At 71.5% G+C, this 15762-nt stretch carries 12 protein-coding genes and 1 pseudogene; 6 read left to right on the top strand and 7 right to left on the bottom strand.

The window, feature by feature from the left end:
- Positions 1-19: 19 nt before the first annotated feature.
- The 5 genes from CP976_RS05805 (at position 20) to CP976_RS05785 (ending at position 6048) form a co-directional block, all read left to right on the top strand.
- Positions 20-1066, top strand: a complete 1047-nt coding sequence (locus tag CP976_RS05805; protein ID WP_150479344.1) for an iron ABC transporter substrate-binding protein — start codon at positions 20-22, stop codon at positions 1064-1066.
- 6 nt (positions 1067-1072) lie between these two features.
- A complete protein-coding gene (locus tag CP976_RS05800; RefSeq protein ID WP_150479343.1) occupies positions 1073-2650 on the top strand; it encodes an ABC transporter permease in 1578 nt (525 codons plus the stop codon).
- Positions 2647-3696 (top strand): ABC transporter ATP-binding protein, encoded by a 1050-nt coding sequence (locus CP976_RS05795; RefSeq protein ID WP_150479342.1) that lies wholly within the window; start codon positions 2647-2649, stop codon positions 3694-3696. The genes CP976_RS05800 and CP976_RS05795 overlap by 4 nt, the downstream gene beginning before the upstream one ends.
- A 161-nt stretch (positions 3697-3857) precedes the next feature.
- Entirely contained in the window at positions 3858-4667 is an 810-nt protein-coding gene (nshR, locus tag CP976_RS05790; protein ID WP_150479341.1) for an NshR/TsnR family 23S rRNA methyltransferase, read from the top strand.
- A 169-nt stretch (positions 4668-4836) separates the two neighbouring features.
- A complete protein-coding gene (locus CP976_RS05785; protein WP_150479340.1) occupies positions 4837-6048 on the top strand; it encodes an acyltransferase family protein in 1212 nt (403 codons plus the stop codon).
- 28 nt (positions 6049-6076) lie between these two features.
- Here CP976_RS05785 and CP976_RS05780 read toward each other — a convergent pair whose 3' ends face one another.
- The 6 genes from CP976_RS05780 to CP976_RS05755 all read right to left on the bottom strand — a co-directional run bounded on the left by CP976_RS05780 (position 6077) and on the right by CP976_RS05755 (position 12843).
- Positions 6077-7288: an NAD(P)/FAD-dependent oxidoreductase gene (locus CP976_RS05780; RefSeq protein ID WP_150479339.1), complete on the bottom strand. Its 1212-nt coding sequence runs from the start codon at positions 7286-7288 to the stop codon at positions 6077-6079.
- 103 nt (positions 7289-7391) lie between these two features.
- Positions 7392-8336 (bottom strand): RNA polymerase sigma-70 factor, encoded by a 945-nt coding sequence (locus tag CP976_RS05775; protein WP_150479338.1) that lies wholly within the window; start codon positions 8334-8336, stop codon positions 7392-7394.
- 57 nt (positions 8337-8393) lie between these two features.
- Entirely contained in the window at positions 8394-9398 is a 1005-nt protein-coding gene (locus tag CP976_RS05770) for a TAXI family TRAP transporter solute-binding subunit (protein WP_150479337.1), read from the bottom strand.
- Positions 9395-10786 carry a sensor histidine kinase gene (locus CP976_RS05765; RefSeq protein WP_150479336.1) on the bottom strand — a complete coding sequence of 464 codons (1392 nt, stop codon included), beginning with the start codon at positions 10784-10786 and terminating at the stop codon, positions 9395-9397. Before CP976_RS05765 ends, CP976_RS05770 begins: the two co-directional genes overlap by 4 nt.
- 26 nt (positions 10787-10812) lie before the next feature.
- Positions 10813-11472, bottom strand: a complete 660-nt coding sequence (locus CP976_RS05760) for a response regulator transcription factor (protein ID WP_150479335.1) — start codon at positions 11470-11472, stop codon at positions 10813-10815.
- 21 nt (positions 11473-11493) lie between these two features.
- Positions 11494-12843 (bottom strand): MFS transporter, encoded by a 1350-nt coding sequence (locus CP976_RS05755; RefSeq protein WP_150479334.1) that lies wholly within the window; start codon positions 12841-12843, stop codon positions 11494-11496.
- Positions 12844-12994: 151 nt separating this feature from the next.
- Here CP976_RS05755 and CP976_RS05750 point away from each other — a divergent pair.
- A pseudogene (locus tag CP976_RS05750) lies at positions 12995-13648 on the top strand (DUF418 domain-containing protein); the annotation flags it as partial.
- Between the two features lie 26 nt (positions 13649-13674).
- On the opposite strand, the gene CP976_RS05745 reads toward CP976_RS05750, so the two are convergent.
- Positions 13675-15360 (bottom strand): ribonuclease J, encoded by a 1686-nt coding sequence (locus tag CP976_RS05745; RefSeq protein ID WP_150479333.1) that lies wholly within the window; start codon positions 15358-15360, stop codon positions 13675-13677.
- Positions 15361-15762: the final 402 nt, after the last annotated feature.

The following is a 15762-nucleotide window of genomic DNA, read 5'->3' as shown; positions in this document are numbered from 1 at the left end:
CCGCAGGAAGGCACACACCATGCGACGCCCCTCGGTTCGCCGGATGACCGCGCTGGTCACGGCTACTTTGCTGCTCCCCGCCCTCGCGGCGTGCGGCTCCGGCGAGAAGGACGGCGGGGGCGAGGGCGACGCCTCTTCCCTCGTCATCTACTCCGGCCGCAACGAGAAGCTCGTCAAGCCACTTCTGGACAAGTTGGAGAAGGCCGTCGGCACCGAGGTCGACGTTCGCTACGGCGACAGCGCGGAGCTCGCCGCCCAGATCCTGGAGGAGGGCGACCGCACCAAGGCCGGGCTGTTCTTCTCCCAGGACGCCGGAGCCCTGGGCGCCCTGTCCAAGGAGGGCATGCTGCGGAAGCTGCCTGCGGACACCCTCGACGAGGTCGACGAGGCCTACCGCGGCTCCGGCGGTGACTGGGTCGGCCTCTCGGGACGCGTCCGCGTCATCGCGTACAACCCGGACCAGGTCGGCGAGGACGAGGTTCCCGACAGTGTCTTCGACGTCGTCAAGCCGCAGTGGAAGGGCAAGGTCGGTTTCGCGCCGACCAACGCCTCCTTCCAGGCCTTCGTCACCGGTATGCGCGTCCTGAAGGGCGACGACGCCACCCGCGAGTGGCTCGAGGAGCTCAAGGCGAACGGCGCCAAGACGTACGCCCACAACCTCGCCACCCTGGACGCCGTCGAGGCCGGCGAGGTCTCCCTCGGCCTGGTCAACCACTACTACTGGTACGAGCGGGTCGCCGAGAAGGGCGAGAGCAAGGTCAATTCCAAGCTGCACTTCCTGCCCGGCGAGGACCCCGGCGCGCTCATCAACGTCGCCGGCGCGGGAATCCTCAAGGACAGCGGACAGAGCGAGACCGCCCAGAAGGCCGTGGACTACCTGCTGTCGAAGGAGGCACAGACCTACTTCGCGGACAGGACGAAGGAGTACCCGCTGGCCGCGGGCGTCACCAGCACCGTGGAGGACCTGCCCGCATTCGAGTCGCTCGAGTCCCCCGACATCGACCTCGGCGAGCTGGAATCCCTCCAGGAGACGCTGGCCATGCTCCAGGACGTCGGACTGGTCTGACCCGCCGTGCCCACCTCGCCGTCCACGTCCAGACGGGCGCGTACGCCATCCCGTACGCCACGACGAGCGCGCACGGCCGGCCGCAGGCCACCCCTGGTCCTGCTCGTCCCCGGCTGCGTGGCCGCCCTCTTCGCCCTGCTGCCCCTCGGCTACCTCGCCGTCCGTGCCCTGGAACGCGGGCCGGCCTTCGCCTGGGACGTCGTCTCCGACGAACGCACCCTGGGCCTCCTCGGCCGCAGCCTCGGGCTGACCGTCGTGGTCGTGGCCGCCTGCCTCGTCCTGGGGATCTCGCTGGCCTGGCTGACCGTGCGCACCGCACTGCCCGGGGCCCGCGCCTGGTCGGTGCTGGCCACGCTGCCGCTGGCCGTGCCCAGTTACGTCGCCGCGTTCGCCTGGCTGTCGGCCGAGCCGGGCCTCGCCGGATTCGGCGGCGCCGCCCTCGCCCTGACACTGGTCAGCTTCCCGTACGTCCATCTGCCGGTCGCCGCCGCCCTGCGGGGCATCGACCCGGCCCAGGAGGAGGTGGCGCGCTCCCTCGGGCACGGACCGCTGCGGACGTTCCTCAGGGTCACACTCCCGCAGCTGCGACCGGCGGCCGCGGGCGGAGCACTGCTCGTCGCGCTGTACGTGCTCTCCGACTTCGGCGCGGTGTCCCTGATGCGGTACGACACCTTCACCCGGGCCATCCACACCTCGTACCGCGCCTCCTTCGACCGGACCCCGGCCGCCGCCCTCAGCGTGGTGCTGGTCGTGATGACCATCGTCCTGGTGGCCGCCGAGGCCCGCACGCGCGGACGCGCCGGGCACGCCAGGACCGGTACGGGCACCGCCCGCCCGGCTCTCCCGGTCGCCCTCGGCCGGTGGCGTCCGCTCGCCCTGCTGTGGTGCGGGGCGGTGGCTGCCGTGGCCGTAGCCTTCCCGCTGGGCACCCTCGGGTACTGGCTGGCCGTCGGCAGTTCGGCCGGCCGGGACCTCGGCGGCCTCGCGGAGACGGCCTGGGCGACGTTCTCCGTCGCGGCCGCGGGCGCCGGCCTCACCACGGTCCTCGCCCTGCCGGTCGGGGTGATCGCCGCCCGGCACCGGGGCCGCGGCGCCCGTCTGCTGGAGCAGGCGGCGTACGCGGGGCACGCCCTGCCCGGCATCACGGTCGCGCTCGCCCTGGTGTTCTTCGCCGTGCGCTACGCCTACCCGCTGTACCAGCAACTCCCGCTGCTCGTCTGTGCCTACGCCGTGCTGTTCCTGCCGGTGGCGGTGGCCGCCACCCGCGCGGCCGTGCTCCAGGCGCAGCCCGTCCTGGAGGACGTGGCCCGCTCACTCGGGCGACGGCCGTGGCAGGTGCTGCGCGAGGTCACCGTGCCGTTGGCCGCCCCCGGTGTGGCCGCCGGGGCCGCGCTCACCTTCGTGGTCTGCATGAAGGAACTCCCGGCGACCCTGCTGCTGCGTCCCACCGGCATGGACACACTCGCCACCCGGCTGTGGACCGAGACCGGCGCCGGCTCCTTCGCGGCAGCCGCCCCGTATGCCGCCGCGCTGATCCTGCTGGCCGCCGTCCCCTCGTACCTCCTAGGCAGGCACCGGACATGAACGAACTGCACGTCGAAGGGCTCACCAAGTCCTACGGAGCCGGGGAGCCGGTCCTGCGCGGACTCGAACTCACCGTCCCCGCAGGCACGTTGGCAGCGGTCCTCGGCCCTTCCGGCTGCGGCAAGACCACCATGCTGCGGGTCGTCGCCGGGTTCCTGCGCGCCGACGCGGGCACCGTCCGGCTGGGGGACCGCCTCCTGAACGGGCCCGGGGTCCACGTGCCGCCGGAGCGCCGCCGCATCGGCATCGTGCCCCAGGAGGGCGCACTCTTCCCGCACCTGAGCGTGGCCCGCAACGTCGCCTTCGGTCTGACCGGTGCCGACCGCGGCGAACGGCGGCGTACCACGGACGAGATGCTCGAACTGGTAGGCCTCACCGGATACGGCGACCGCATGCCACACGAGCTGTCCGGCGGCCAGCAACAGCGCGTCGCCCTGGCCCGCGCACTCGCCCCGCGCCCCCGACTCGTGCTGCTCGACGAGCCGTTCAACGCCCTCGACAGCGCACTGCGGGCGGGAGTACGGGCGGACGTACGCTCCGCGCTGCGGGCCACCGGCGCCACGGCCGTGCTCGTCACCCACGACCAGCAGGAGGCCCTGTCCACCGCCGACCTCGTCGCCGTCGTACGGGACGGCCGGGTCGCCCAGTGCGCCACCCCTCAGGACCTCTACCGGCACCCGGCGGATCCCTGGATCGCCGGCTTCGTCGGCGACGCCGTCCTGCTCCCCGGCACCGTCGACGTCGACTCCGGCGACACGGCCCGGACCGCCTTGGGCGCGGTGCCCCTCGCCGCTCCGCCCGGCGGCCCGCGCGCCGGCACGGTCCTGCTCCGTCCGGAACAACTCCGCCTCACCGGCGAGGACTCCGTCGGCGCGGTCAGCGGAACGGTCACCGACGTCTCGTACTACGGCCACGACGCCATGGTCACCGTGACTGTCGACGGCCACGACACCCCCATCGGCATCCGCGTGGCGGGCCCGATCCGCGTCCGCCCCGGTGAGCAGACGGGCGTCCGCGTCGAGGGCGAGGCGGGTTTCCACTCGTAGGCGATCCGGCGAGTACGGCACCCGCAGTTTGGCTCGACGCAGCCCAGAAATGTATGATCAGGGCGAATACTTCATGTGCGGGGATCGACCGCGCGGGTCGTCACGCAGGGCGTCACACCCCAGGAATCGCGTCACTGAACACAGCAGCCGGTAGGACGACCATGACTGAGTTGGACACCATCGCAAATCCGTCCGATCCCGCGGTGCAGCGGATCATCGACGTCACCAAGCCTTCTCGATCCAACATCAAGACAACGTTGATCGAGGACGTCGAGCCCCTCATGCACAGCATCGCGGCCGGGGTGGAGTTCATCGAGGTCTACGGCAGCGACAGCAGTCCTTTTCCAACTGAGTTGCTGGATGTGTGCAGGCGGCAGAACATCCCGGTCCGCCTCATCGACTCCTCGATCGTCAACCAGTTGTTCAAGGGGGAGCGGAAGGCCAGGACGTTCGGCATCGCCCGCGTCCCCCGCCCGGCCGGGTTCAGCGACATCGCAAGCCGGAGCGGGGACGTCGTCGTCCTCGACGGGGTCAAGATCGTCGGAAACATCGGCGCGATCGTACGAACGTCGCTCGCGCTCGGAGCGTCGGGGATCATCCTGGTCGACAGCGATATCACCAGCATCGCGGACCGGCGTCTGCAAAGGGCCAGCCGGGGTTACGTCTTCTCCCTTCCCGTCGTTCTCTCCGGTCGCGAGGACGCCATCGCCTTCATCCGGGACAGCGGTATGCAGCTGATGACGCTCAAGGCGGACGGCGACATTTCCGTGAAGGAACTCGGGGACAATCCGGATCGGCTGGCCCTGTTGTTCGGCAGCGAAAAGGGTGGGCCTTCCGACCTGTTCGAGAAAGCGTCTGCCGCCTCGGTTTCCATCCCCATGATGAGCCAGACCGAGTCTCTCAACGTGTCCGTTTCCCTCGGAATCGCGCTGCACGAGAGGATCGACAGGAATCTCGCGGCCGGCCGATAGGCGCCTTTGTCAGTGATGATCACCTCATGCGGCAACGATCACCACTGACATATCGAGGTCAACTGTCGCGCCCCCCGGTAACCCCCCTCGGAGTCCGCGAGGGTATGGCCCTCGACGGCCACCCGTCCAACACTGTGGGAACGCAGTGCGAGTCGGGGGAGGAAGCGGTATGGCGACGCGTACGGAGTCACCGCAGGCGGCGTTACCGGAGCGCCGGCGGCCGGAGTTGGACGCGATGCGGATGCTGGTGGTCGTCGGACTGGTCTTCTTCCACTCCGCGCTGGTGTTCGCGACCGAGGGCGACTTCTACGTCACGAACGCCGAGACCACCGAAGCCATCACGGTCATCGCCGGGTTCGGGGTCGTCTGGGCGATGCCGCTGCTGTTCCTGATCTCCGGCCTGGGTGCCTGGCACTCGCTGCGGCGTCGTGGTGCGGGCACCTTCACCAAGGAGCGCTTGCTCCGGTTGGGCGTCCCGCTGCTCCTCGCGACCCTCCTTCTGAACCCGCTGCCGCAGTGGCTACGGCAACGCTCGTCCGACCCCCACTACGACGAGTCGTACGCCGGTTTCCTGCCGCGCTTCTTCGACGTGCACCTGGAGTTAGACGAGGTGCCCTTCCTCGTCCAGGGTGAGTACTTCGAGACCGGACATCTCTGGTTCGTCGTACTCCTGCTGACGTTCTCCCTGATGCTGGCTCCTCTCCACCACTTCCTGCCCCACGAGCCCTGCCGCCGGCTCGCCGACCGCGTGGCGGCCGTGACCCTGCGCCGACGAGGCGTCGTCCTCCTCCCGGCCCTCGCCTTCGCCGCGATCTGCGCCTTCGCCGGCATGGAGGAGGACTACGCGGGCTGGCACCGCTGGTCGTACCTTCTCTTCTTCGCCGCCGGCTTCGCCCTCGCCACCGACACCCGCTTCCGTACCGTCATGCGTCGCGACGCACGCCCCGCGGCCTGTCTCGGCGCTCTCCTGTTCGTGGCGGCCGCCCCGGGCTTCACCACGGGCGACGACCCCTTCACGGACACGACCCCGCCAGCCGTCGTCTCCCGGGCCCTGTTCGGGGCGGCCGGCTGGTGCCTGGTGGTCGCGATCCCGGGCCTCCTCGACCGCCCCCGCCAACAGCCGTCAGGGGCCCGGGCTCCGACGGCTCCGACGACGCGTCAGCGCGTCTACGGGTACCTCGCCGCCGCCGTACTTCCACTGTACGTCCTCCACCAGCCGATCGTCGTCGCCGTCGCGTACTTCGTGGTGGGCTGGGCGGCGCCGATTCCGGTCGCGTACGTGGTGCTGGTGACGATCTCCCTCGCCCTGACGGTCGCGGCGTACGAGCTGCTGGTACGCAGGACGCGGGTGACGCGTTTCCTGTTCGGGATGCGGGGCTGAGGAAGGACCGGGACGGCCGCCGTGCGAGTCAGGCCGCTGTCCTGACCGGCGAGCCCGCACGGGCCGGCTGCCGTACGACGTGGCGGCGGCGGGTCGGCAGGCCGAGAGTCGGGTTGGTGACGCCCCAGGCCGCGCCCTTGCAGACCAGTTCCTTGTAGACGGCGGCGAACCGGCCCGTCAGGGCCGCCCGGACAGCGCGGTCGTCGGCGGTGACGTACTGGATCAGGCCTTCCCTGCGGCCCAGCGAGATGCACTGGTTGAAGTAACGCAGCGGCGCGTTCGGGAGCTTGCCGCCGGTCAGGCGGGCCGCGATGGCGTCGGCGGCCTGCCATGCCATGGGGGTGCCGGAGGCGCACGACATCCGCAGCGGCTTGTCGCCGGGGCCCATGGCCAGGGCCGCGTCGCCGATGGCGTACACGTCCGGGTGCGAGACCGAGCGCATGGTCCCGTCGACCACGATCCGGCCGGTGTCGGTGACGTCCAGGGTGGTGGCCTCGGCGATCGGGTGGACGGCGAAGCCGGTGGTCCACAGGGTGACCGCGGCGGGGATCGTCCCGCCGTCGGCGGTGGTGACCCGGTCGGCCTCGACGCCGGTGACGGCGGTGTGCTCGTGGACGGTGATGCCGAGCTTGTCGAACACCTTCCGCAGATGCCGGCGGCCCTTGGGCGAGAGCCAGTCGCCGAGCCCGCCGCGGGCGGCCAGGGCGACGTCGAGGTCCGGGCGGGCCTCGGCGATCTCGGTCGCGGCCTCCAGGCCCGTGAGTCCGCCGCCGACCACGACCACGGACTCTCCGGCGTCCAGGCGGGCCAGGCGCTCGCGCAACCGCAGTGCGCCGGGGCGGCCGGCGATCTGGTGGGCGTGCTCCGCGGCGCCGGGGACGCCCTGGTCGTTCCAGCCGCTGCCGAGGGCGTACACGAGGGTGTCGTACTCCAGCTCCTCGGTCTCCGGCTCCCCGGGGCCGTCCGCGTCGACGACGGCGACGGTCCTGCGGTCGACGTCGACGCCGGTGACCTTCGCGAGCTTCAGTTCCACGCCGGTGCCCGCGAACATCTCGCTGAGGGGCAGGGACCTGAGGTCCTGGCCGGCCGCGAGCTGGTGCATCCGGACGCGCTCGGCGAAGTCGGGTTCGGCGTTGACGAGGGTGATGGCGACGTCTTCGCGGTACAGCCGCCTGGCGAGGCGGCCAGCGGCGATGGCTCCGGTGTAGCCGGCTCCGAGGACGACGATGCGGTGCTGCATTTCCGGACTCCTGTCTCGAGCGGGATTCGCCCCTTGAACCGGGCAGCCCGCCGTTTCCTGACAGGAACGCGGTGTGAAGCACGTCACATCACGGTCGGCTGGGTCAGAAGACCCTGAGCAGGGGATCGCCGTGGTCGGTGGCCGCCCATCGCCTGGTCACGCGTTCGAGCTTGTCGGGGTTGACCTGGTTGCGGAACGCGGCGATGCCGTCGGGGGTGACCTCCAGGCACATGACGCCGATGACCCGCCCGTCGAGGACCACCACCAGGGCCGGGCCGCCGTTGGCGGTCGTCGCGTAGACGTCGGGTGAGCCCCCGACCAGGTCGCGCTTGGCCTTGCTGGGTTTGAACAATCCCCGCATGAACTTCGCGACCGCGAGGGCACCCTCGAACGCCCTGGCGCGGGCCGGGACCTTCCCGCCGCCGTCGCCGACCGCGATGGCGTCCTGGGTGAGCAGCCGCACCAGCGGCTCGGTCCGGCCGCTGGTGGCGGCCGCGAGGAACTCGTCGACGATCCGCCGGGCGGCGTCCTCGTCGACCTCGGTGCGGGCCTTGCCCTGCGCGACGTGTTTCTTGGCGCGGTGGAGGATCTGCTGGCTGGCGGCCTCGGTGATGTCGAGGATCTCGGCGATCTCCCGGTGCGGGTAGTCGAACGCCTCCCGCAGGACGTACACCGCCCGCTCGTTCGGGGTGAGGCGCTCCAGCAGGGCGAGGACCGCGAACGAGACCGATTCGCGCTGTTCGGCGGTGTCGGCAGGGCCGAGCATGGGGTCCCCGGCGAGCACCGGCTCGGGGAGCCACTGGCCCACGTAGGTCTCCCGCCGCGCGCGGGCCGAGGTGAGCTGGTTGAGGCACAGGTTGGTGAGCACCTTCGTCAGCCAGGCCTCCGGGACCTCGATGTGGTCGACATCGGCGGCCTGCCAGCGCAGGAAGGTCTCCTGCACGGCGTCCTCGGCCTCGCTCGCGGAACCGAGGAGGCGGTAGGCGATGGCCTCCAGGCGGGGCCTGGCAGCCTCGAACCGGTCCACGTCGTTCATGGTCATGGCCATGGCCGGGATCCTAGCCGTCACGAGCACCGGGCGCCGGACTGCGGCGCAGCGGCGTCGTCAGCCGTGCAGTTCGCGATAGGCGGCGACCGCCCCCGGATGCAGGGGGACGGCGCCCGTGGAGATCAGGCTGCGGGCGTCGAGGAACTGGGTGCCGAGGGCCGGGGCGGGGACGAGGCGGCCGGCCCGGCGGACCAGGACGTGGGTGAGGGCCGCGGCGACGGGGACGGGGAGATCGGGGCGGCAGAGCAGGAGGTTGGCGACGCCGATGGTGGGGACTTCGGGGTTGCGCCCGTACGCCCCGGCCGGCACCGTCACCGCCTCAAGACCCGATCCCGCCGGGCCGAGACCGGCCCGCAGCCGGGGCAGCAGGCCGGACAGGGGCAGCAGACGGATGCCGGGGCGGGCGTCGAGCCCGGACAGCACGGGGAGCGGGACACCCCCCGCGACCAGCAGGGCGTCGATCGTGCCGGACCGCATCGCGCGGGCCGCCTGCGGCATCAGCAGATGCCGGACCTGTACGTCGGTGCCAGGGGTCAGGCCCGCGGCCCGCAGCAGACGGTCGCCGAGCACGGCACCGCCGGACGCGGGCGCGCCCAGCGAGACGGTGCGGCCCGCCAAGTCGGCCACGGTGTGGAGGGGCGCCCCGGAGCGCACGGCCAGCTGGACGTAGTTCTCGTAGACCCTGCCGATCGCACGCAGCGGGACGCGGCGGTCGAACGGCGCGGTGCCGCCGTACGCCGCCCACGCGATGTCCGACAGGGCCGGCGCCACCTCGGCCCGGCGGGCCTGGAGCAGCCGTACGTTGGCCACGCTGCCCTCGCTGTTGACCACCTGGCAGGACAACCGAGGGTAGGCGGCCGTGACCTGGGCGGCGAGCAGTCGGCCGAAGGCCGCGTAGAACCCGTCGGGCTCGCCGGTCGCGATCCGCAGGTCCCCCTCCGGGCCGCTGCCCGGGCGCCGCGCGTCCGCCGTCGCGGAGCCCGCGAGCAGGCCGGCGCCCGCCGCGCCGAGTGTGGCGCGCAGGACGGTGCGGCGGGGCGTGGGGCGGGCGGGACCGGTCATGGCATGTGCCCCTTCGGGAGTACGACCCGGACGCGCAGGCCGTGCGGTTCGGCCGCCGTGAACCGGACGTGTCCGGCGTGACCGGCCACCAGCCGCTCGGCGATCGCCAGGCCGAGGCCGCTGCCGCGTACCTCGCGGTGGCGTTCCGAGCGCCAGAAGCGGGTGCCCGCCCGGGGGAGTTCGCCGGTGTCCAGGCCCGGTCCGTCGTCCTGTACCTCGAACACCGCGTCCGCGCCCTCGATGAAGCAGCGTGCCTCCACGCGGGCGCCGCTCCCCGCGTACTTGATCGCGTTGTCGAAGAGGATGCCGGCCACCTGGGCCAGCTCTCCCTCCGCGCAGGCCATGGGGACGGCCGGGCCGGGGACGAACTCCAGGCGGACCGAGGCCTGTTCGGCCACCGGCTGCCACAGCCGGGCCTGGGCCGCGGCGACCTCCGTCGCGTCGCAGCAAGATTCCCGCGCGTCCGTGACGGCCAGCTCACCGGCGCGGTGCTCGGCGTTCGCCAGCGTGAGCAGGTCGTCGAGGAGGTGCTCCATGCGTTCGAGTTCGGCCGTCACCCCGCTGTACGTGCGGGTGGCGGAGGTGCGCAGGTGGGGCTGGAGCGAGTCGATCCGCAGCCGCAGGGCGGCCAGGGGGTTGCGGAGCTGGTGCGAGGTGTCGGCGACGAGCCGGCGCTGCTGTTCCAGAGCGGTGGTGACCGCGTCGGCCATGCGGTTGAAGCCGGTGGCGAGCTGGCGCAGCTCCGGCGGACCGCCGGCCCGCGCGTGCTCGGGCGGCAGACCGGCGGCCAGCGTGCCGACCGCGCGGTCGAGACGGTGCAGCGGCCGTACGACCCACTGCGTGGCCCGGCGGGCGAGCAGCACACACGCCACGGCGAACAGGCCGGCGCCGACCAGGACGAGCGCCCAGCGCAGGGCGATGTCGTCCGCGGCGGCCCGCACCGAGACCCGCAGCACCACGGCGCCGGACACCCTGGTCCCGGTGCCCACGGGGCGGGCGAGCAGCCGGTCGGCCCGGGACCAGGGTTGCAGCGTCCCCCCGGGCGGGACGGGCTGGTTGCGCAGCGCCGCGTCGACGAGCCGGGCGACGGCCGGGTCGGCGGCGCGCAGACCGCCTGTCTGCACCACCGGGGCGCGGCGGGCGTCGACGACCACGACGGCCTCGCCGTACAGCTCGGTGTAGCGGCGCACGTCGGCGGTGAGCGCGCCGGTGTCGTCGCTCTCGGCGGCCTGCTCGGCCAGCCCGGCGAAACGGTCGAGGTCGGCGGTGCGTGCCGCGACGAGCTGCTGGGTGCGCTGCGCGGCGGTGACGGCCAGCAGCGGGACGGCGAAGCCGGCCACGGCCAGGACCGCGAAGGCCAGGACCACGGTGAGGACACGGGTGCGCATGAACAGGGCCTGCCGTGAGAACCGGCTCAGTCGCCGAAGCGGTAGCCGAAGCCGCGGATGGTGGTCAGCACCTCGGGGCGGCCGAGCTTGGCCCGCACCTGGGTGAGGTGCACGTCGAGCGAGCGGGACACGGCGAGGAAGGCGTCGCCCCACACCTCGTCCATGAGCTGCTGGCGGCTGACCGCCGTGCCGGCCCGGGCCGCCAGCGCGGCGAGGACCTCGAACTCCTTCGTGGTCAGCCGCACCTCCGCGCCGCCGACCGTCACCCGGCGCGCGTCGAGATCGACCTCGACGTCGGCGACGCGGACGGTGCGCGGCGCCGGGGCGGCGGGTGTCGTGGCGCGGCGGGTGACGGCCTCGATCCGGGCCAGCAACTCGGCCAGCCGGACCGGCTTGACCAGGTAGTCGTCGGCGCCCAGCCGCAGGCCGCGCACCACCGACCGTTCGTCGCCCCGCGCGGTGAGCACCACCACCGGCAGGGGGCTGACCGCGCGCAGCTTGCGCAGCACCTCCAGACCGTCCAGGTCGGGCAGGCCGAGGTCGAGCAGCAGCAGGTCCGCCTGCCGGTGACGGGCGAGCACGTCCTCGCCGCGCCGCACCCGGGCCGGCAGGTGGCCGTTGTCGTACAGGGCCTCGGTCAGCGCACCCGCCACACCGTCGTCGTCCTCGGCCAGCAGCACCCGCACGGTCGCCTCCTTCCCGCCTCGTCAGCCGCGAGACCCGGAAACGCCCTCATCGAGGGGCGACCCCTCGGAGGTCTCGCGCATCCGAATGTAGACGAGCAGCGAGATCAGGACACAGGCGGTGACGTAGTAGAAGTACCAGTTCTCGTGTCCGGCGTTCTTGAACCAGAGGGCGACGTACTCGGCGGTCCCGCCGAACACGGCCACGGTCAGCGCGTACGGAAGGCCGACGCCGAGCGCCCGGATCGAGGTCGGGAACAGCTCGGCCTTCACCACCGCGCTGATCGAGGTGTACAGGGAGCTGACGGCCAGCGGCCCGACCATGAGCAGGAACGCGTACACGGGGTCGCTGGTGTGCGACAGCAGGGTGAGCGAGGGCACCACCACCACGGTGCCCAGCACCCCGAACGCGATCAGCAGGGGACGCCGTCCCACCCGGTCGGAGAGCAGTCCCATGACCGGCTGGAGCACGACGAACACGAGCAGCGCGAAGAAGTTGATCCAGGCCGCCGTCGGCTTGGCGATGCCGCTGGTGTTGACCATGAACTTCTGCAAGTAGGTCGTGTACGTGTAGAAGAACAGCGTGCCGCCCATGGTCAGCCCGACGACGACCAGGCACTGCCGCGGGTAGGACAGCAGCAGTCGCAGGCTGCCGCGGGCCGGGCCGCTCTGCTCCTCCTCGCCCTCCGACGCGGCGCGCTCGAAGCTCTCGGACTCGTCCATGCCGCGCCGCAGCCACAGCACGACCACCGCGCCGGCGGCGCCGACGACGAACGCGATGCGCCAGCCCCAGGACTCCATCTGCGCGGGGCTGAGCACCTGCTGAAGGACGATCTGCAGGCCGAGCGCCGTGAGCTGGCCGGCGATGAGGGTGACGTACTGGAAGCTGGAGTAGTAGCCGCGACGGCCGGGCGAGGCCACCTCGGACATGTAGGTGGCGGAGGTCGAGTACTCACCTCCCACCGAGAGCCCCTGCAACAGCCGCGCGGTGACCAGCAGTACGGGCGCGGCGACCCCGATCGAGCCGTACGACGGGGTCAGCGCGACGATCAGCGAACCGGCCGCCATGAGCGTCACCGACAGCGTCAGCGCCGCGCGGCGGCCACGGCGGTCGGCGTAACGGCCCAGGATCCAGCCGCCGATCGGCCGCATCAGGAAGCCGACGGCGAACACCGCGGCGGTGTTGAGCAGTTGGGCGGTCTGGTCGCCGGAGGGGAAGAAGACGGAAGCGAAGTAGACGCTGAAGGCGGTGTACGCGTACCAGTCGTACCACTCGATCAGGTTGCCGATCGATCCGCGCACGATGTTGCTGACGACCCTGCGTTCGTCGCGGCGCGGTTTCCGCGCGCGCTCGGCGGTGGTCTGTGTGGCCATCGGAACTCCCTTGTCTGCGGCTCGGGAGCACACAGAGTCGACGGCGCGAACAGGGTCGCTCAATGCCGGGAGCCAAGTCCTTACAGTCCCTTAGGGCTTCCCCGGTCCGCCGGCGCGGTCGCCCTGCCCATCAGCCATTCGAGCGGCCCACCGGCTCAGCGACGTGGGAGTGCTCGATCTGCTGTTCACCGGCTTCTACCCGCCGATCACGTGGATGGCGTTCGTGATCGCCGGTATGGCGCTGGCCCGCCTCGACCTGTCCCAGGCCGCCGTCCAGTGGCGCCTGGCCGCGCTCGGCGCCGGCCTCACCGTGGCCGCGTACGGCATGTCCTTGCTGCTGGCCGGCAAGGACGCGTTGAGGAGCACGGCGGAAGACGGGCCATCGTCCAGCAGCTCCGGGTCGATGCCCCTCGACAGCGGGTCGCTCGAGTCCCAGGCATCGTCGCTCTTGACGGCCGGGCCGCACAGCGGGACCACGTTCGACATCATCGGCAGCGTGGGAGTCGCCATCCTCATGATCGTGGGCGCGACGGCGGCGATGGACCCCCTGCCGCGACTGCGCCGCCTGGCCACACCGGTCATCGCCATGGGCACCATGTCCCTGACCGCCTACGTCGGCCACTTCGTCGCACAGTCCGCGCTGTCCATGCCCAGCGGGACCAGCACCCAGCAGTCCTGGGTGCCGCTGCTCATGTTCGTCCTCGGGACGATCCTGTTCACCGCGATCTGGTCCCGCTTCTTCCGCCGCGGACCCCTGGAGTACCTGCTCAACGCCGCCACCAAGCCGGCGAAGCGCATCCGATGAGGCCCCTCGCAGGCTTCCACCCGCGTTCAGGCGTCGATGATGACCGGGATGATGAGGGGCCTGCGGCGGTGGGTGCGGAACGCCCAGTTCGCCACGGCGCGGGCGAGGAGTTGTTCGAGTTGGCGGGCGTCCCCGACGCCTTCCTCGGCCGCGGTGGCCAGGGTCTTCTCGATGACGGGGATGACCGGCTCGAAGGTGGCGTCGTCGTGGACGAAGCCGCGGGCCAGGAAGTCGGGGGCCTCGGCGAGGGCACCGGTGTCCGCGTCGACGATCGCCACCACCGTGACCACGCCTTCCTCCGCGAGGGTGAGGCGGTCCTTGAGGGACGCTTCCGTGGCGCCGCCGACTTCCATGCCGTCCACGTAGACGTTGCCGGCCGGGACTTTGCCGGTGATGGACGCGCGCCCGTCGACGAGGTCGACGACGACGCCGTCCTCGGCGATGACGACCCGGTCGGGGTCGACGCCGGTACGGATGGCGAGATCGCCGTTGGCCCGCAGGTGGCGCCATTCGCCGTGCACGGGCATGACGTTGCGGGGCTTGACGATGTTGTAGCAGTAGACGAGTTCGCCGGCGCTGGCGTGCCCCGAGACGTGCACCTTGGCGTTGCCCTTGTGGACCACGTGGGCGCCCCACCGGGTCAGTCCGTTGATCACCCGGTAGATGGCGTTCTCGTTGCCGGGGATGAGGGAACTGGCGAGCAGGACGGTGTCGCCCTTGCCGATGCGGATCTGGTGGTCGCGGTTGGCCATCCGTGACAGCGCGGCCATCGGTTCGCCCTGGGAGCCGGTGCACACCAGAGTGATCTTGTGGTCCGGGAGCTTCTCCAGCTCCTTCGTGCTCACGACCAGACCGGACGGGACCTTCAGATAGCCCAGGTCACGGGCGATGCCCATGTTGCGGACCATCGACCGGCCGACGAAGGCGACCTTGCGGCCGTGCTCGTGGGCGGCGTCCAGGACCTGCTGGATGCGGTGCACGTGGCTGGCGAAGCTGGAGACGATGACCCGGCGCGGCGCGGTGCGCATCACCTGCTCGATCGCCGGGTTCAGCTCACGCTCGGAGGTGGTGAAGCCGGGGACCTCGGCGTTCGTGGAGTCGGTGAGGAACAGGTCCACACCCTCCTCGCCGAGGCGGGCGAAGGCGCGCAGATCGGTGATGCGGTCGTCGAGAGGGAACTGGTCCATCTTGAAGTCGCCGGTGTGCAGCACCATCCCGGCGCTGGTGCGGATCGCGACCGCGAGGCTGTCCGGAATGGAGTGGTTGACCGCCACGAACTCGCAGTCGAAGGGGCCGAAGCCGCGCCGGTCGCCCTCCCGCACCCGCACCGTGCGCGGCCGGATGCCGTGTTCCTTGAGCTTGGCCTCGATGAAGGCGAGGGTGAGCTTGGAGCCGACGAGGGGGATGTCCCTCCGCTCCCGCAGCAGATAGGGCACGCCGCCGATGTGGTCCTCGTGGCCGTGGGTGAGCACCACGGCCACGATGTCGTCCAGCCGGTCCCGGATCGAGGTGAAGTCCGGCAGGATCACGTCCACGCCGGGCTGGGTCTCCTCGGGGAACAGCACGCCGCAGTCGACGATGAGCAGCTTGCCGGCGTGCTCGAAGACGGTCATGTTGCGGCCGATCTCACCCAGGCCGCCCAGGGCGGTGACCCGCAGACCTCCGGCGGGAAGGGGTGTGGCGGCTTTGAGTTCGGGGTGCGGATGGCTCATACCTCGACGTTACCCGGAGAGCGGGACGGGATGATCCATCGCCTGCGTGATCTCTTCCTCCCCTGCCCCGCGTCCCCGCCGACGCCGACCGGGAGTGCCGGGACGCCCCGGAGCTGCCGGTGCGGGAAACCCGGAGAACCCCCGTCATCACAGGTCACAGGCACGCCTTCGTCGCCGACGCCCCGCCGGCGGTCACCGACCTGTGGACACGGCTTCAAATCTTGAGCACAAATTCCACACACCCCTCTCTTCAGAAGGGCCCCGATAGTCTAGATTGACCGTGCTTCCCATGCTGGGACACGAGGCGACAAATGATGATCTACAAGTCCGGTGCGACGGACGGTCAGCGATTGCGTCTCCGGTGCCAGACGTGGAGGTGATCGGTTCTTGGAGCCCGGGAGG

Source organism: Streptomyces coeruleorubidus, from assembly GCF_008705135.1.
GTDB lineage: Bacteria > Actinomycetota > Actinomycetes > Streptomycetales > Streptomycetaceae > Streptomyces > Streptomyces coeruleofuscus.
Note: the sequence above shows the minus strand (reverse complement) of the source record. Positions and strands in the feature narration are given on the sequence as shown.